Genomic DNA, 17,028 nt, shown 5'->3' on the forward strand with positions numbered 1-17,028 from the left:
TTCGATGGTCGGCGTTCCGCTCCGCATACTCACGGTTCTGCTCTGCCTCGTCTGGACGTCGGCCGTCACGCTGGCCGACGGGAAGCAGTTCGGCCCGTTCCAGGTCGACACCCTTCGAGCGGACGTCATCGCTCTCGACGGCCTCATTACCGGCAATGCCGCACTGGATTTCCGCCGCGCGTTGATGGCGGCGCCGCAGGCGAAGCTCGTCGTGCTGAACAGTCCCGGCGGCTCCGTTTCGATGGCGCTACTCATCGCCGACGACATCCATGTCCGAGGCCTCGCGACGCTGATTCCGCCGGGATCGCAGTGCTACTCCGCCTGCGCCTACCTCTTTCTAGCGGGCAGGGAACGGGTGGCCGAGGGGCGCCTGGGCGTCCACCAGATCAGCGCGGACGAGCCGGATCTCGAAAGCGCACAGATCGCGATCTCGGATATCATCGACCTACTCAACACGTTCGATACGCCGATCGAGGTGCTGACGGTGATGTTCCGCACGCCGTCCACCAGCATGCACGTCTTCACGCCGGAGGAGATGGCCGAATACCGAATCGAGCGACGTGCAGGCGTTGCCGCGACGGCGTCCTCCGGACCGCCCGCGGCGACCTCACCGCAGGAGACGCCACCGGCCCCCTCGCCCGAAGCGTTCACGGCGCCGTCGCTGCCCGACGTCGCGCCCGCGGCGCGCCCGCCCGCCGACTCGACCGCCACCGCCGAGCCAGCTCTCTCCGTTGTCGAGGACCATGCCAAGCGGCCGAACCGGATCGCCGTCTACACCGGGCTCGACTTCTACGGAGGCGACCTCGGCGCCGAGCGGGTCGGCGACCTCGCGGCCTGCGCCGGTCGCTGCCTGGAGATCGGCAACCAATGCCGCGCCTTCACCTTCAACGCCGACGACCGCGTTGTGAAGGGACCGAACTGTTTCCTCAAGAGCGAGAGCCGATCGGCCGACGGCAATGCCGTCGCCATCTCCGGCGTGCTGCTCCGCCGATCCGACCCCGACCCGCCCGCCATCGTCGTCGGCGTGATCGACCCGAAGCTCGGGCTCCTGAAGGATCTGGACATCCCTGGAGGCGACCTTACGGGAACGCCCTACGGCAAGGCCGGAACGGCCGGTCTCTGCCGCCTCGCGTGTGTCAGGAACACTCGCTGCGGGGCCTTCACCTTCATCAAGGACAATAAGCAGTGCTGGCTCAAGGGCGGTGGCACGGCGACGAGCTATGCACCGGGCATGGTGAGCGGGGTCAAGCAGACGATGAGCTTCTCGCCGATCAGGATCATTCGGCTGGATCGGTGAGGCGTTCGATCTCCGGCAGCGTGCGCCGGAAGGCCACCTCGATCCGGTCGAGGTCGGCGCGCCAGTCGAAGGTCCCCGGCAGCGAAGCGGTGGCCATGGGATCGGGCGCGGGATCCACCCGCGTCATGGTTGTCGACGGAGCGGCTTCGCAGGCGCCGGCGGCGGCCACACCGAATGTCGCGGCGGCAAGAAGGGTGACGACGGTGCGGCGCATGACGAGTGACGTCCTTCGATGACGAATAAGAGTGCGTCAATTATGGTTAACGGGTGGTAAAGCGTCTGGTCTTGGCGACGTGCGGCGCCTCGCCGTCGGCGACGCGTTCGCCGTGCGAGCGGCCTCGCCTCGGACCCGACCCGACGCGCCGGCGCCGCGATCGACCGGACGCGGACGGCCGACGCGGTCGAGCGGGCTGCCACCCACTCCAAGTCGTCGAAGGACAACCGCTTCGCCCGAGGGAACGCAGACGACGCGGCGCTCGTGCCGGTGGTACGGGCGGTCGGCGGCGAGGACGACGGCCGCCGCCGCTGCGCCGGTCCCGTGGCGTGGCCGGCGGCAGCCCGGGGCGGGGGGCCGGCCGAGACGGCGGGTCGGGCTCGGCGCTAGGGCATCGCAGGTACATTGACATTCTCAATGAATCAAAGAAACTCTTTCAATTATGCCAATGAGGCCGGCTTCTCCATATTGCGCCGCACCATCAACCCCTGCGGGAGTGCGACGATCTTGAACGCCCTGTTGTCAGCCCCGATCCTGTTCTTCGTGCTCGGCGCCGCGATCGCGGCCGTCGGAGCCCGTCTTCCCCTGCCCGACGGCTTCGGCAAGGCCGTCGCCGCCTATTTGCTCGTCGCCATCGGTTTGAAGGGAGGCGTGGCGCTGTCCGGTGCCGATCTCGCCGCGGTGCTGCCGCTGATCGCGGTGTCGGGCCTGCTCAGCCTGACCATGCCGCTGCTCGCCTTCGTCGCCCTGCGCCGGCTCGCGGGGCTCGGGCGGGTCGACGCCGCAGCGGTCGCGGCGCACTACGGCTCGGTCAGTCTGGTGACCTTCGTCGCCGCCACGGAAGCGCTCAGCGCGGCCGGCATCGGGTTCGGCGGCCACATGGTGGCGGCCCTCGCCGTGATGGAGGCGCCCGCAATCGTCACGGGCCTCGTGCTCGCGGGCGCCGGGGCGGTCGGCGCGGTGACCCGGACCGCCGGCGGAGCGATCGCGGTCGCCTCGCCGCCCGGCCACGCCGGCTTCGGCGAGGCGGTGCGGGAGGCCTGCCTGAACGGCTCGATCCTGCTGCTGCTCGGCGCCCTCGCGGTCGGACTCGTGATCGGCGAGGCCGGCATGGCGCCGCTGCAGGGCCTGTTCGTCGCCCCTTGGAACGGCGTGCTCTGCCTCTTCCTGCTCGAGATGGGCCACGTCGCCGCGCGGCGCCTGTCCGAGGCCGCGACGCTCGGCCCGCGACTCGTCGCCTTCGGCGTCGCGATGCCGCTGACCGGCGCCGCGATCGGGCTGATCGCCGCGCGCGGCCTCGGCCTGCCGACCGGCGACGCCGTGCTGCTGGTGACGCTCGCCGCCAGCGCGTCCTACATCGCGGTGCCCGCGGCGCTCAGGAGCGCCCTGCCCGAGGCCGACGAGGGGATCTCGCTGCCACTCGCCCTCGGCATCACGTTTCCCTTCAATGTCACCGTCGGCGTGCCCCTCTACCTCTGGGCCGTGACGGCGCTCACCTGAGGACCGGCCGTGCCGCCACGCCTCCCCTTCGACCTCGATCTCCTGCGCAGCTTCGTCCTGATCGCCGAAGCGGGCGGCGTGACGCGCGCCGCGGAGCGGCTCGGGCGGACGCAATCCACCGTCAGCCTCCAGCTCAAGCGGCTCGAGGAGGGGCTCGGTCAGGTGCTGCTCGACCGCGACGGCGGCTTCGCCCCGACCGCCAACGGAGAGCTGCTGCTCGGCTACGCGCGCCGGATCCTGGCACTGGCCAACGAGGCCCGCGCCCGGATGACCGAGCCGGACGTGGACGGTCCGGTCCGGCTCGGCACGCCGGAGGACTTCGCCACCATGCGCCTGCCGGACGTGCTCCGGCGCTTCGCGCGGGCCCATCCGCGGGTGGCGCTCGAAGTCAGCTGCGACTTCACCGCCAACCTCGCCGAGGGCTTCGAGCGCGGCGCCTTCGACATCGTCCTCCTGAAGCGCGAGCCGCGCGGGGCCGCGGGGGGCACGCTGGTCTGGCAGGAGACGCTGGTCTGGGCCTGTTCGGAGCAATTGGTGCAAGCGCCGGGTGATCCGCTGCCGCTCGTGCTCGCCCCCAGCCCCGACATCTACCGCCGGCGCGCGCTCGACGCCCTCGAGGCGGCGGGGCGCCCGTGGCGGATCGCCTACACCAGCCCGAGCCTCGCCGGCGTCCAGGCCGCTGTGCGCGCCGGCCTCGGCGTCACGATCCTGCCGAAGGACATGCTGCTCGACGGCTTCACCATCGTCGACGCAGAGTTCGACCTGCCGGTGCTGATGCGGACGGAGATCGCGCTGCATCGTGCGCCCGGTCCGCGCGCCCGGGCGGCGGACCTGCTCGCCGAGCACATCGTGCGTTCGCTCGAGGAACACCGCGGCGCCCCGCCGATGGTCTGATGCCTGTCTCGCAAAGTCCCGACTCGTCGGGACTTTGCGAGGTCTCGGCCTTTCGGCCAGCGCCCGGTCGGGCGCTTCTCGCCCGCAACGCTCCGACCACAGGTCGGAATTTTTGCGAGCTCGGTATGACACCTGCCTCGCGACGCCCCGGCCCGAGGGGCGGACCCTCGCGAGTTCGGTACGAACCACCGGCTCCGAAGACCGACGGCCGTGCCGTCACGCCATCAGGTAACCGGTGCGCAGGGCGCCCCAGTGGCGGCCGACGACCTCGATCGGTGCGTCGAACTCGCGGATGGCGACGAAGCGGCCGCCGCCCATGTCGCGGCGATAGCTCTGGACCAGGAACGGGCGGCGGTTGCGGGCTGCGAGCAGGCCGGCGCGGTCGTCGAAGATGCGGCGATCGCGCGAATTGGCGAGGTTCCAGTCGAGCTCGCCCTCGCGCTGCGGCTTGGAATACTCGACGTTGTGCACCGGCACGTAGCCGTTGACGTCGCAGCACATCGCGAAACTCATCCGCGCCGACTGGGCGCGCAGGCGTTCCTGGACCGGCTGGAGCAGCGGCAGGAGGGCCGTGACGGCGCGGTTGTCGTACTGCTGCGGGTTGGTGCGGGGGATCGGACGGTAGTCGGTGTCGAACAGCGTCTCGACGCCGAGGCGGCCGTCGGCGAGCGCGCCGGCGAGAACCGCGGCGATCTCGCGCGCGCCGGCCTCGACGCGCTCGACCTCGGCACGGGTCTGGTGCTCGAGCTCGGCGAGCACCGCGGCGACGCGCTCCGTGGCCGCCGTGCCGGCGTCGTCGAAGCGCAGGTGCAGCGCGCGTTCGCCGCGGCCGACGACGGTGGCCTCGATGCGGCCGATGCCGTCGAGATCGACGGCGCCGTGGGTGCCGGGCAGCAGGCCGGCGGTCTCGGCGGTCTCGAGCAGGCAGCCGCCGAGCGAGAGGTCGCCGGCACGGCAGTCGACGACGCGGTTGCCGACGACGAGCCGCGCGGGGATCGCGACCGGCCAACGGTCGTGGCGGCGGCGGTCGCCCTCCGGCGACTGGCGCAGGCTGGTGACGAGCTGGCGGTTGATGGTGTGGATCGAGGTGTTGACCACCTCGGACACCTTGGAGACCGCGCGCGTCATCTCCACGGCGGTCTGCATCGCGCCGTTGATGGCGCGGGCCTTGGCGGCGACGCGATCGGCGAAGCCGGAGGTGTCGGTGGCGACGCCGTCGATCTCGGCGGTGAGGCGGGTCTGGTTGTCGACCGCGGCGGCGACGAAGCCGAACACCGGGCGGATCTGGCCGACGATGCCGATGATCTGCGACACCGAGCGCATGCTCTCGCCGGCGGCCTCCTGGAGATGCGCGATCTTGGCGTTGACCTGTTCGGTGGCCTTCTGGGTCTGGACCGACAGCGCCTTGACCTCGCCGGCGACCACCGAGAAGCCCTTGCCGGCGGCGCCGGCGCGCGCGGCCTCGATGGTGGCGTTGAGGGCGAGCAGGTTGGTCTGCTGGGCGACGTCGGCGATCAGCCCGACCACCTTGGCGATCTCCTCGATGGCGCCGCGCAGGCTGTCCATCGAACGCTCGACGCCGTCCGCGACCGTCTCGACCTCGCCGATCAGCGACGTCGACAGCTCGGTCTGGCGGCCGATCTCGCCATTGGCCTGGATCAGCTCGGCGCTCGTCTCGGCGAGCCGGCGGGCGTTGTCGTAGGCGCCGGCGGTGTCCTCGACCAGTTCGTCGGTGTCGCGCCGGATCGTCGACACCGTCGACATGTTGCGCGCCACCGAGACCTTCATCTCCTCGGCGGCGGCGTCGAGCCGGCGCGAGGAACGCTTGAGGTCGCTCTCGATCAATTCGAACAGGCGGGCGATGTCGCCCTGCCCGTCCGTCGCCTCGCGCCGCGGTGCGCTCGCCGGTTCGGCCATCACGGGGTCCCTCGTCGTCGGATCGGCGCGCGTCAGGCGGCGCGGACGGAATCCAGGAATTGGAAGACTTCGGTGTTGAGCGTCTCGGCCTCGCGGACGAGTTCGCGGGCGGCGGCCAGCACCTCGCCGGCGGCGTCGACGCCGTCGGTTGCCGAGCGGCTGATCCGGGCGACGTCGCGGGTGACGACCTCGGTCTCGCGGGTGGCGCCGGCGACGTTGCCGGCGATCTCGCGGGCCGCCCCGCCCTGCTGCTCGACCGATCCGGCGATGGCGGCGGCGATCGCGCCGACCTCGGCGACGACGCCGCGGATCGTCGCGACCGAGGTGGCGGCGGCCTCGGTCTGCCCGCCGATCGCAGCGATCAGCCGGGTGATGTGCTCGGTGGCGCGCGCCGTCTGCTCGGCGAGCTGCTTGACCTCGCCGGCGACGACGGTGAAGCCCTGCCCGGCTTCGCCGGCGCGCGCGGCCTCGATGGTGGCGTTGAGCGCGAGCAGGTTGGTCTGTTCGGCGATGCCCTCGATGGTCTCGACGATGCCGCGGACGTCGCGGGCGGTTTCGACCAGATCGGCCATCCGGGCGGCCGCGGCCTCGGACTCGGCGGCGGCGCGGGCGGCGATCTCGGCCTGGTCGCGGGTGCGCGTGGCGATGTCCGCGACCGAGGTGGAAAGTTCGCCGGTGGAGGCGGCGACCAGGGCGAGTCGGGCGGCGGTCTCCCCGACCGCGCCGGCGGTGTCGGCGCTGCGGCTGGCGGCCGAGGCGGAGGCCTCGGTGAGCGCGCCGGCCGACGCCTCGAGCCGCAACGCCGCCGATCCCACCGTACGGGCGATGCCGCCGACGGACTCCTCGAAGGCGGCCGCGAGGCGGCGGACGTCGGAGCGGCGGATCTCGGCGGCGCGACGCTCGTCGGCCTCGCGCTCGTCGCGCAGCCGGGCGACGCGCTCGAGGGCGTCGCGGAACACGATGACCGAGCGCGCGATCCGGCCGAGTTCGTTGCGGCGGTCGGCGAAGGGCACCTCGGCGGAAAGGTCGCCCTCGGCGAGCCGCGTCATGCGGTCGACGACGCGGTCGATCGAGCGGGTGATGTCGTGCGAGACGAGGCCGACCAACAGGAAGATGACGAGGGTGACCGCGCCGGCGACGGAGAGGTTCCGCCAGAGACGGGCCTGGAAGCCCTCGGTGCGGACGCCGAGGAGGCGCGAGAGCTCGGCGGTCGCCACCTCCCACACGGCGCCGACGGCGCGGTCGAGGTCGGCGCGGGTGGCCGCGGCTCCGGCCGGCGGCGCGGCGGCGTAGGTGTCGAGCGCGGCGGCGAGCGCCGAGGTCGGTCCGACGAGCGTCTCGCGCAGGCTGCCGTCGGGGTTGCCGTCGACGGCGGCGGCGACCGAGGCGCGGAGGGCGGCACCGGCGGACGACAGCCGGTGGCCGGCGAGTGCCAAGGCGAGCGCCGGATCGGCGCCGCCGTCCGACCGGACCGCCGCGAGGGCGGCGGCGGCGTCGACCACCTCGGGCAGTTTGAACACCATCGCGTCCATGACGTAGTAGCTGTCGAGATCGGGGTCGAGGGTCAGTTTCGACCCGTCTGAGATCTTGGCGATCAGGTTGCGCAGGGCGGCCGTGAGCGCGGCCCGATCGCCGCCCGCGAGGGCGTCGATCGCGGCGGCGCGGGCCTCGGGATCGACCGACGGTCCCTCGAGGGCGGCGAGGCGCGCGCGGTTCTCCGCCGACGCCGCGGCCGACGGCGCCTCCGGCGCGGTGGCGGCGACGAAGGCCGGCCAGACCGCGCGCAGCACGGCGACGCCGTCGCTCTCGCCCTCGGCGAAGCGGATGTCCTTCAGCGACTGCGCGACGAACAGCTCGGCCAGGAGCCCGATCGGAATCGCGAACAACATCGAGAGCAGCACGAGCTTCCAGATCAATGTCAGGTTCTGGAATCGCGTCTTCAGGCGGTGCATCCCCGGAAGTCCCCTCGGCCGAGCCACGCCCGACATTTGGCACCGTCAAGGTTTAACGGATCGCGACGACCGTGGTCGGACATATTCAAGTTTCCGCAGAAAACACTGTCGATAGTGCGGAGACGGCGTGAAAATACTTAGAGGCCGATATCGCCGTCCCGGCCCGACGGCGCGCTCGGCCGCTCCGGCGCCGTGTCATACCGAGTTCGCAAAGGTCCGATCCGTGGTCGGAGCGTCGCGGGCGAGAAGCGCCCGACCAGGCGCCGGCCGAAAGGCCGAAACCTCGCGACGTCCCGACGAGTCGGGACGTTACGGGACAGGTGTCAGAGCGAGGCGGTTATGCCGCCGTCGACGTAGAGGACGTGACCGTTCACGAAGGAGGAGGCGTCGGAGGCGAGGAAGACGCAGGCGCCGACCAGTTCCTCCACGCGCCCCCAACGGCCCGCCGGCGTGCGCTTGGCGAGCCAGGCGTCGAAGGCGGGATCGGCGGCGAGCGCGGCGTTGAGCGGCGTGTCGAAGTAGCCGGGCGCGATGGCGTTGACCTGGAGACCGTGGCGCGCCCAATCGGTCGCCATGCCCTTGGTCAGGTTGCCGACGGCGCCCTTGGTGGCGGTGTAGGGTGCGATCGACGGCCGCGCCAGCGCGGTCTGCACCGAGGCGATGTTGACGATCTTGCCGCGGCCGCGGGCGATCATGTGGCGGGCGCAGGCCTGCCCGACGTTGAACACCGAGGCGACGTTGGTCTGGAGCAGGCGCTGGAACGCCTCCGCGGGGAAGTCCTCGAGCGGGGCGCGATACTGCATGCCGGCGTTGTTGACGAGGATGTCGATCGGCCCGACCTCCGCCTCGAAGCCGTCGACGGCGGCGCGGGCGGCACCGTGGTCGATCGCGTCGAAGGGCAGCGTCGCGGCGCCGGGAACGTGCGCGGCCGCGGCGGCGAGCCGGTCGCGGTCGCGCCCGTTGAGCACGACGGCGGCGCCGGCGGCGGCGAGACCGCGGGCGAGCGCGAGGCCGATGCCCTGCGAACTCCCGGTCACCAGCGCCCGGCGGCCGCGGAGGTCGAACATCGCGAGGCCCTTGGGAAGCTCCGAGGTCATGTCGCCGTCCTCCGTTTGGGCGGCAATTTCCGCGCCGTCCGAACCATCGCTAACACGCGCCGCCGCCGGCGGCATCCCCCGGCCGTGGCGCTGCGCCGCAGCGGCGACCCGGGAAACAGATCCTTCACTCCGAATGTGTTACATATCGTCATGGATCGTCGGGAGGTGATCGGATCGATGCAGTCGCGGACCGGGTTCGACCGTCTCCTCGCCCTGTTCACCGTCCCGGACGACGATCCCGACCTGTCGCTCGCCCAGTTCCGCGCATTTTCCAAGCAGATCCCGCTGCTCTACGCGATCCTCGTGATCAATACGCTGGCGGTGAGCTACACTTTCTCGGCCTTCGCCCCGCCGATGCTGTCGGTCGGGCTGCCGGTGCTGCTGTCGGCGGTCTGCGCGCTGCGCTGCGTCTGGTGGTACCGCCAGCGCGACGTCCCGGTCGCCGCCGCGGAGGCGATCCGGCAGCTCAGACGCACCCAGCGGCTCGCCTTCCTGCTCGCGGCGGGATTCACCGCCTGGGGCCTCGCCCTCTACCCCTACGGCGACGCCTACGCCCGCGGCCACGTCTCGTTCTACATGTCGATCACGGTGATCGGCTGCATCCTCTGCCTGATGCACCTGCGTTCCGCCGCGATCGTCGTGACGCTGGTGGTGCTCACGCCCTATTCGATCTTCCTGCTCTACGGCGGCGAACCGACCCAGGGCGCGATCGCCGTCAACGTGGTGCTGGTCGCCGCGGCGATGATGCGGATCCTGTTCGTCAACTACCGCGACTTCGCCGATCTGATCGTGTCGCGCCGGGAACTCGTCGCCGAACAGTCGGCGACGCGGGCGCTCTCGGACGAGAACTTCCGCATCGCCAACCTCGACGCCCTCACCGACCTGCCGAACCGACGCCGCTTCTTCAAGGACGTCGACACGGTGTTCGGCCGAGACCCCGACGGGCCGCCGCTGGCGGTCGGCATCATCGACCTCGACGGCTTCAAGCCGATCAATGACACCTTCGGCCACACCACCGGCGACCGGGTGCTGACCGAGGTGGCGGGGCGGCTCGCCGCGGTCTGCGAGGGCTTCCGTGCCGCCGACGCCACCGTCTACCGCCTCGGCGGCGACGAGTTCGGCCTGCTGGTCACCGGCCGCGCCGACCGCGACACGCTGGAGACGCTCTGCCGGACGATCGTCGAGGCGGTGCGGCGGCCCTATCCGGTCGCGACCACACAGGCGATGATCGGCTGCTCGATCGGCTACGCGCTGCGCGCCAAGTGCCGGGCCACCGCGCTCGGCCTCTACGAGTGCGCCGACTACGCGCTGTACCACGCCAAGCGCCACCACCGCGGTGCGGCCGTGCAGTTCACGGACGAGCACGAGGCGCAGATCAGGGCGCAGAGCCTGCTCGAGCAGACGCTGCAGGCGGCCGAGCTCTGCAAGGAGCTGACGCTGGTGTTCCAGCCGATCGTCCACCTCGACGACGGCCGCGTCGCCGCCTTCGAGGCGCTGGCGCGGTGGAGCAGCCCGGTGCTGGGCGCGGTGTCGCCCGGCAGCTTCATTCCGGTCGCCGAACGCATCGGACTGATCGGCACGATCACCCGCGTCCTGCTCGGCAAGGCGCTCGAGGCGGCGCGCGGCTGGCCGGAGGAGATCGGCCTGTCGTTCAACCTCTCCACCCACGACATCTGCACCGCCGAGGGCGCCTTGCGGCTGGTGGCGCTGGTGCGCGAGGGCGGCGTCGCGCCGAGCCGGATCGCCTTCGAGATCACCGAGACCTCGGTCGCCACCGACTTCGATCAGGCGCAGCGGACCATGGAGATGCTGAAGGCGCTCGGCTGCAAGATCTCGCTGGACGACTTCGGCACCGGCTATTCGTCGCTGACCTACGTCCACCGCTTCCCGCTCGACTGCATCAAGATCGACCGCAGCTTCGTCGCCGACGTCGAGGACAACGCGCTCGCCCGCCAACTGGTCGGCTCGCTCGCCGGCATGACCGCCGATCTCGGCCTGACGTCGGTGGTCGAGGGCGTCGAGACCGACGCGCAGCGCCGGATCCTCGCCGGCCTCGGCTGCGACATGGCGCAAGGCTACCTGTTCGCCCGCCCGATGCCCGCGGAGGCCGTGGCGGCCTTTCTCGGGGGCAGCCGCGGAACCGCGGTCGGCGGATCCTGAGGCCGGCGGGTGCACCGGACCGCCCGCGTACGGGCGATCCGGAGGGGATCAGCGGCAGATGCCGTCGTCGCCGTGGTCGCAGGCCGGCACCGTCAGCGTCGCGGTGGCGAGGCGGTTGTTCGCCGAGCGCGCCTCGAAGACGTACTTGCCGCCCGCGTCGGGGAAACCGTAGTTGGCCGCGAACACCGGCCAGTTGTCGCCGGCGCGGCGGTACTGCAGCGACAGCGGCTTGACGGTGCCGTCCGGCCAGCGCACGGCCATCGAAACCACCGAGGCGTTCTTGGCGACGACCTCGACCCACCACGTCCCGCTGCGCGAGATCGAGAAGCCGACCGTCCAGGTGGCGTTCGAGACCGTGACCTTGGCCGTGGCCGAACGGGTCGGATCGGCCTTCGACGTCGCCTTGACGGTGCAGGTGCGCGCGGTGGCCGGCGCGGTGTAGGTACCGCCGGCGTCGATCGTGCCGCAGTCGGTGCCGCCCACCGTCCACGTCACGCCGCGCGAGGCCGTGCCGGTCACGAGCGCGGCGAAGCGCAGCTTGGCCTTCGGCTTGATCCAGGTGTCGCCCTGAATCACCGAGACGGCGACGGTGCGGGCGGCGCCGGGGCGCAGGAAGCCCTTCTCGAGCGCGTCCATCAGGAAGGCCGGCCGTGGGTGCGAGACGACGTTGCCCTGGTTGATCGTCCAGATGATGATGCCGCCGTAGCCCTTCGACCGCGAGTAGGCCCCCTTGGCGAGGATGGACTGCTCGTCCTCGTAGGAGACGTAGCGGCAGCCGCGCGTCTCCGGCTTCGGCAGGGTCAGGTAGGGCTCGGAGGCGGCGGCGTACCAGCGCCGGTGGGCCTCCGCATAGATGCCGTTGCGGCCGTAGAGCTCGGAGAGTTCGAAGTCGTTGTCGCCGCCGGCGATGGCGACGCCGTTCTCGGTCGACTGGTTGGGCCCGGTGACGCCGCCGGTGTAGCAGATGGCGTAGAAGCTGATGCCCATGGCGAGCTTGGCCTTGGGGATGCCGGCCGCGGCATAGGCCTCCAGCGTCGAGGCGATCGACGCCGGGGTGGCCGGCTTCTCGCCGTCGAGCGGCGAGTTGAACCAGGACAGCCAGCCCGATCCCGCCCACGAGGTCGCGGGGTAGTAGGACATCACCGAGAGTCGGTCGAGCTTGGCGGCGATCGCCGGCAGATGCGGCTCGACCGTGTCGTAGTTCATGTTCAGCACGCCGACCGGCATGGTCAGGATCGCCTTGGGCGCCGCCTTGCGCAGATCGGTCGCGAAGGCGACGAAGGCCGGCCAGTCGATGTCCTCCTCCCAGTCGAGGTCGATGCCGTCGTAGCCGAGGTCCTTCATCGTCGCGACGAGGTTGGCGACGAAGGCGGCCCGGTTCGCGGTCACCGCCTGCCGGATCTTCGTGCCCTCGCCGGCGCCGCCGAGCATCAGGATCGCCTTGCGGCCGGCGGCGTGGGCGCGGGTGGAAACGTCCTTGGCTAGAATCGGGCCGTTGACCGGATCCCAGTCGAAGCTGGTGTCGATCGTGCCGTCGGGCCGTGCGAGGATCCGGCCCATCACGATGTGGCTGAGGCCGTTCCAGGCGATCGCCGACGGCGGCAGCATGTCGCGCTGGTAGCCGACGTAGTAGCCCATCACCCACTGGGTCGCGGCCGCGGCGGGGAATGCGCCGAACGAGGCCGCCAGAAGGGCGACGAGGAGAGCGGACAAGAATCGCGTCATCGAAACACCGTCGTGAAAATGGCCGGGCGGCCCGTTCCGGGGCGGCCGGTGCGCGGCACGGTCCGAGGGCGCCGGCCCCTCCCGAGACGGCACCCGCGGACCGGCGCGCACACGAACGTCACCGGATCCCGGCGAGAAACGAGCCGGGCCTACCATGAGCTATCACGGTCCGGGACGGGACGGGCAGTCCGCAAATCTCCTCGGCGCCCCGGAATGGTATCGAAACGCCTAACGCCGCCTCGACGGCGACGCGTTCTCGGCGAAAGAAGCCCCGCCGCCGTCGCGGCGGCGGGGCGTGGCCGTCGTCACTCGACGATCTCGGCGGTCTCCAGCGCGGCGTGGAGCAGCACGTCGGTGCCGGCGGCGGCCCATTCGGGGAAGATCTTCTCGTCCTCGTTGTGGCTGAGGCCGTCGACACAGGGGCAGAAGATCATCGCGGTCGGCGCGACGCGGTTGATCCAGCAGGCGTCGTGGCCGGCGCCAGAGACGATGTCGCGGTGCGAGTAGCCGAGCCGTTCGGCGGCCGAACGGATGCGGGCGAGCAGCGTGTCGTCGAAGGCGACCGGATCGAAGCCGCCGACCTCCTCGATCTCGATGCCGAGGCCGATGTCGGCGGCGACGGCGCGGGCGCCGGCCTCCAGGCGGGCGACCATGTCGGCGATCACCGCCTTGTCCGGATGGCGGAAGTCGACGGTGAAGACGACCTTGCCCTGGATGATGTTGCGGCTGTTCGGGAAGCAGTCCATGTGGCCGACCGCGCCGACCGCCAGGGGGGCGTGGCTCCAGGCGATCTCGTCGACCAACTGGACGATCTTCGCGGCGCCGAGGCCGGCGTTGACGCGCATCGGCATCGGCGTCGAACCGGTGTGGGCCTCCTTGCCGGTCAGCGTCACCTGCAGCCACTTCAGGCCCTGGCCGTGGGTGACGACGCCGATGTCCTTGCCTTCCTTCTCGAGGATCGGCCCCTGCTCGATGTGGAGTTCGAGCAGGGCGTGCAGCTTGCGTTCGCCGACCGGCTCGTCGCCCTCGAAGCCGATCCGCTTCAGCTCCTCGCCGACGGTCCGGCCGTCCCTGTCGGAGCGCGCCTTGGCCCAGGCCTCGGTGTGCACGCCGGCGAAGACGCCGGAGGCGAGCATGGCCGGCGCGAAGCGGGTGCCCTCCTCGTTGGTCCAGTTGACCACCACGACCGGGCGCTTGGTGCGGATGCCGAGGTCGTTCATCGAGCGCACCACCTCGAGCGCGCCGAGCACGCCGAGCACGCCGTCGTAGCGCCCGCCGGTCGGCTGGGTGTCGAGGTGCGAACCCATCATCACCGGGTCGAGCGAGGGGTCGGCGCCCTCGCGGCGGGCGAACATGTTGCCCATGCTGTCGACGCCGACGGCCATGCCGGCCTCCTCGCACCAGCGCTTGAACAGCAGGCGGCCCTCGCGGTCGCTGTCGGTGAGGGTCTGGCGGTTGTTGCCGCCGCGCACGCCGGGGCCGATCTCGCCCATCTCCTGGAGGCTGTCCCAGAGGCGCTGGGCGTTGATGCGGAGGTTGTCGGTGGGAAGCGGCACGGGAGGTCTCCGGGAGGTTGGTCGGGGCGGTCAGCCGCGCAGGGCGGCCAGGAAACCGGGCTCGAACGGGTCGAGGCATCGCACGCCGGCAGGGTGGAAATGCCGGATGTTCCGGGTGAGGACGACGCCGCCGCTGGCGGCGGCCGAAGCGGCGATCACCACGTCCGACAGGCCGGGATGCCGGCCACGGGCGCGGAGATCGTCGTGGAGCCGACCGGTCTCGACGGCGATCTCGGTGGTCAACGGCAGGATGCGGTCGGCGAAGACGACGATCGTCTCCGTGAGCCAGGCATCGAGCAGCGCCGCCCGCGCCTCTCCACCGGCCCGGCGGAGCTTGGCGATTCCCGCCGCGATCTCGGCGACGACGATCGTGGGCACGCGCCAGTCGTCCTCGGTCGCGCGCAAATCCGCGAGGATCTCCCCGTCGATCGGGGGATGCTTGCCGGGCGCGAACCGGGACAGCACCGACGTGTCCAGGATCAGGTCAGTCAAGGTCGACGTCCCGAAGCCTCAGGACGTCCTCCGGCTCGAGCTCGAGGCCTCCCGGATAGGCGAGCAGATGGTCGAGGAAGCTCCGCCCCGCCGCGGGGTAGAGCTTTCGTCCCTCGGCGATCGGCACCAGCATCGCGGCCTCGCGCCCGTGCTTGGTGATGACGGTGGGCTCCCCGGCCTCGGCCGCCTCGACGAGCTTCGACAGGCTGGCCTTGGCATCGCGCAACTGAACCGTGTCCATCGACGCCTCCTCCGTGGTGTGACCACATGTGGTCACACTAGTGAGTTCCTCGGAGCGTTTCAACGCTCACGCCTTGAACTCGACCTCGATGAAGCTCATCGGCGCGGTGCCGCCGTTGACGACGTTGTGCTCGACGCCCTCGGGGCGGGTGTAGGTGGCGCCGGCCTTGACCTCGACCCGGCGCTCGCCGGCGGCTTCCTCGATCAGGAAGGAGCAATCGGTCATCGGGATGACGAGATAGGCCATGCCGTGGCGGTGCCAGCCGGTGTCGGCGCCGGGCTCGAAGTCCCAGCGGGTGACGCGGGCGCGCTCGTCGTCGTGGAGCAGGGTCGGCACGGCCGGCGGGCGTGCGGTGAACGCGGACATCGGCGGGCGTCTCCTCGGGGGTGGCAGGGGCCGGATGCGGCGCGGGCCGGCACTCCTTCCGGAGTGCCGGCCCGCGGTGTCGTCAAAGCGTCGGGAAGGTGAAGACCGCGCCGGACTTGATGCCCTCCGGCCAGCGACTCGTCACGGTCTTGAGGCGGGTGTAGAAGCGCACGCCCTCCGGCCCGTAGATCGAATGGTCGCCGAACAGCGAGCGCTTCCAGCCGCCGAAGGAGTGGTAGGCCACCGGCACCGGGATCGGCACGTTGATGCCGACCATGCCGACCTCGATGCGGTCGGCGAAGGCGCGGGCGGCGTCGCCGTCGCGGGTGAAGATGGCGGTGCCGTTGCCGTATTCGTGACGGTTGATCAGGTCGACGGCGTAGTCGTAGCTCGGCGCGCGCAGCACCGACAGCACGGGGCCGAAGATCTCCTCGCGGTAGATCGTCATCTCCGGCGTGACGCGATCGAACAGGGTGCCGCCGACGAAGTATCCGTCCTCGTAGCCCTGCAGCGAGAAGCCGCGACCGTCGACCAGCAGCTCGGCGCCTTCCTTGACGCCCTGGTCGATGTAGCCGAGCACCTTCTGCTGGTGCTGCCTGGTGACCACCGGCCCCATCTCGGCGTCGGCGTCGGTGGACGGCCCGATCTTCAGCGCCTGCACCTTGGGCTTCAGCGCCTCCACGAGCTTGTTCGCCGTCGCCTCGCCGACCGGGACGGCGACCGAGACCGCCATGCAGCGCTCGCCGGCCGAGCCGTAGCCGGCGCCCATCAGCGCGTCGACCGCCTTGTCGATGTCGGCGTCCGGCATGACGATCATGTGGTTCTTGGCGCCGCCGAGCGCCTGGACGCGCTTTCCGTGGCGCGTGCCGGTGGCGTAGACGTATTCGGCGATCGGCGTCGAGCCGACGAAGGACACCGCCTTGACGTCGGGGTGGGTCAGCAGCGTGTCCACCGCCACCTTGTCGCCGTGGACGACGTTGAGGACGCCCTTGGGGAAGCCGGCCTTCTCGAACAGGTCGTAGACCAGCATGACCGCGCCGGGGTCGCGCTCCGACGGCTTCAGCACGAAGGTGTTCCCGCAGGCGACCGCGACGGGATACATCCACATCGGCACCATCGCCGGGAAGTTGAACGGCGTGATGCCGGCGACGACGCCGAGCGGCTGGCGGTCCGACCAGGAATCGATGTCCGGACCGACGTTGCGCGAGAACTCGCCCTTGAGGAGATGCGGGATGCCACAGGCGAACTCGATCACTTCGAGGCCGCGCTGCACCTCGCCGAGGGCGTCGGGATGGGTCTTGCCGTGCTCGAGGCTGATCGCCCGGGCGATGTCATCGGCGTGGGCCTCGACCAGCTGCTTGAAGGCGAACATGAAGCGCGCGCGCTTCATCGGCGGCGTGCGGCCCCAGGCCTCGGCGGCCTCGCGCGCGGCGGCGACGGCGGCCGACACCTCCTCGGCCGACGACAGCGGCACGGTCGCTACCTGCTCGCCGGTCGCCGGATTGAACACCGGCGCGGTGCGGCCGGAGGTGGAGGCGACCTTGCGGCCGCCGTAGGCGTTCTGGATCTCGCGCATGGGTGTTCCCGTCCCCTGTTGTTGTTTCGTCGATCGGCGGC

The 17,028-nt window shown here is 71.1% G+C and carries 14 protein-coding genes; 4 read left to right on the forward strand and 10 right to left on the reverse strand.

Annotated features, from left to right (window positions below; genetic code table 11):
• Positions 1 to 4: 4 nt before the first annotated feature.
• Positions 5 to 1,297, forward strand: coding sequence for a PAN domain-containing protein (locus EDD54_RS15535; RefSeq protein ID WP_245515788.1), 1,293 nt, complete (start codon positions 5 to 7; stop codon positions 1,295 to 1,297).
• On the opposite strand, the gene EDD54_RS15540 is transcribed toward EDD54_RS15535, so the two are convergent.
• A complete protein-coding gene (locus EDD54_RS15540; RefSeq protein WP_126537892.1) occupies positions 1,278 to 1,511 on the reverse strand; it encodes a hypothetical protein in 234 nt (77 codons plus the stop codon). The genes EDD54_RS15535 and EDD54_RS15540 overlap by 20 nt on opposite strands.
• Before the next feature lie 507 nt (positions 1,512 to 2,018).
• Here EDD54_RS15540 and EDD54_RS15545 point away from each other — a divergent pair.
• Together EDD54_RS15545 and EDD54_RS15550 are read left to right on the forward strand one after the other, a co-directional pair.
• Positions 2,019 to 3,011: a sodium-dependent bicarbonate transport family permease gene (locus EDD54_RS15545; RefSeq protein ID WP_245515789.1), complete on the forward strand. Its 993-nt coding sequence runs from the start codon at positions 2,019 to 2,021 to the stop codon at positions 3,009 to 3,011.
• Positions 3,012 to 3,020: 9 nt separating this feature from the next.
• Entirely contained in the window at positions 3,021 to 3,905 is an 885-nt protein-coding gene (locus tag EDD54_RS15550) for a LysR substrate-binding domain-containing protein (protein ID WP_126537896.1), read from the forward strand.
• 216 nt (positions 3,906 to 4,121) lie between these two features.
• Here EDD54_RS15550 and EDD54_RS15555 read toward each other — a convergent pair whose 3' ends face one another.
• From EDD54_RS15555 to EDD54_RS15565, 3 genes are all read right to left on the reverse strand, one after another.
• Positions 4,122 to 5,822 carry a methyl-accepting chemotaxis protein gene (locus tag EDD54_RS15555; RefSeq protein ID WP_126537898.1) on the reverse strand — a complete coding sequence of 567 codons (1,701 nt, stop codon included), beginning with the start codon at positions 5,820 to 5,822 and terminating at the stop codon, positions 4,122 to 4,124.
• A gap of 32 nt (positions 5,823 to 5,854) precedes the next feature.
• Entirely contained in the window at positions 5,855 to 7,774 is a 1,920-nt protein-coding gene (locus tag EDD54_RS15560) for a methyl-accepting chemotaxis protein (protein WP_126537900.1), read from the reverse strand.
• A gap of 323 nt (positions 7,775 to 8,097) precedes the next feature.
• The gene (locus EDD54_RS15565) at positions 8,098 to 8,871 is read right to left on the reverse strand and encodes an SDR family oxidoreductase (RefSeq protein WP_126537902.1); all 774 of its coding nucleotides are present in this window, start codon (positions 8,869 to 8,871) and stop codon (positions 8,098 to 8,100) included.
• Positions 8,872 to 9,048: 177 nt separating this feature from the next.
• Here EDD54_RS15565 and EDD54_RS15570 point away from each other — a divergent pair, with 177 nt between their 5' ends.
• Positions 9,049 to 11,031, forward strand: a complete 1,983-nt coding sequence (locus tag EDD54_RS15570; protein WP_126537904.1) for a putative bifunctional diguanylate cyclase/phosphodiesterase — start codon at positions 9,049 to 9,051, stop codon at positions 11,029 to 11,031.
• A 48-nt stretch (positions 11,032 to 11,079) separates the two neighbouring features.
• Here EDD54_RS15570 and EDD54_RS15575 read toward each other — a convergent pair whose 3' ends face one another.
• The 6 genes from EDD54_RS15575 to EDD54_RS15600 all read right to left on the reverse strand — a co-directional run bounded on the left by EDD54_RS15575 (position 11,080) and on the right by EDD54_RS15600 (position 16,987).
• On the reverse strand, positions 11,080 to 12,756 hold the full coding sequence (locus EDD54_RS15575; protein WP_208112213.1) for a glycosyl hydrolase family 18 protein: 1,677 nt from the start codon (positions 12,754 to 12,756) through the stop codon (positions 11,080 to 11,082).
• A 305-nt stretch (positions 12,757 to 13,061) separates the two neighbouring features.
• Positions 13,062 to 14,312 (reverse strand): Zn-dependent hydrolase, encoded by a 1,251-nt coding sequence (locus EDD54_RS15580; protein ID WP_126537908.1) that lies wholly within the window; start codon positions 14,310 to 14,312, stop codon positions 13,062 to 13,064.
• Between the two features lie 30 nt (positions 14,313 to 14,342).
• A complete protein-coding gene (locus EDD54_RS15585) occupies positions 14,343 to 14,804 on the reverse strand; it encodes a PIN domain-containing protein (protein ID WP_126537910.1) in 462 nt (153 codons plus the stop codon).
• Positions 14,797 to 15,045, reverse strand: coding sequence for a type II toxin-antitoxin system Phd/YefM family antitoxin (locus tag EDD54_RS15590; RefSeq protein WP_126537912.1), 249 nt, complete (start codon positions 15,043 to 15,045; stop codon positions 14,797 to 14,799). Before EDD54_RS15590 ends, EDD54_RS15585 begins: the two co-directional genes overlap by 8 nt.
• Positions 15,046 to 15,111: 66 nt before the next feature.
• Positions 15,112 to 15,411: a cupin domain-containing protein gene (locus EDD54_RS15595; RefSeq protein ID WP_126537914.1), complete on the reverse strand. Its 300-nt coding sequence runs from the start codon at positions 15,409 to 15,411 to the stop codon at positions 15,112 to 15,114.
• 82 nt (positions 15,412 to 15,493) lie between these two features.
• Positions 15,494 to 16,987: a CoA-acylating methylmalonate-semialdehyde dehydrogenase gene (locus EDD54_RS15600; protein WP_126537916.1), complete on the reverse strand. Its 1,494-nt coding sequence runs from the start codon at positions 16,985 to 16,987 to the stop codon at positions 15,494 to 15,496.
• Between the last annotated feature and the right edge of the window lie 41 nt (positions 16,988 to 17,028).

It is taken from the genome of Oharaeibacter diazotrophicus, from assembly GCF_004362745.1.
GTDB lineage: Bacteria > Pseudomonadota > Alphaproteobacteria > Rhizobiales > Pleomorphomonadaceae > Oharaeibacter > Oharaeibacter diazotrophicus.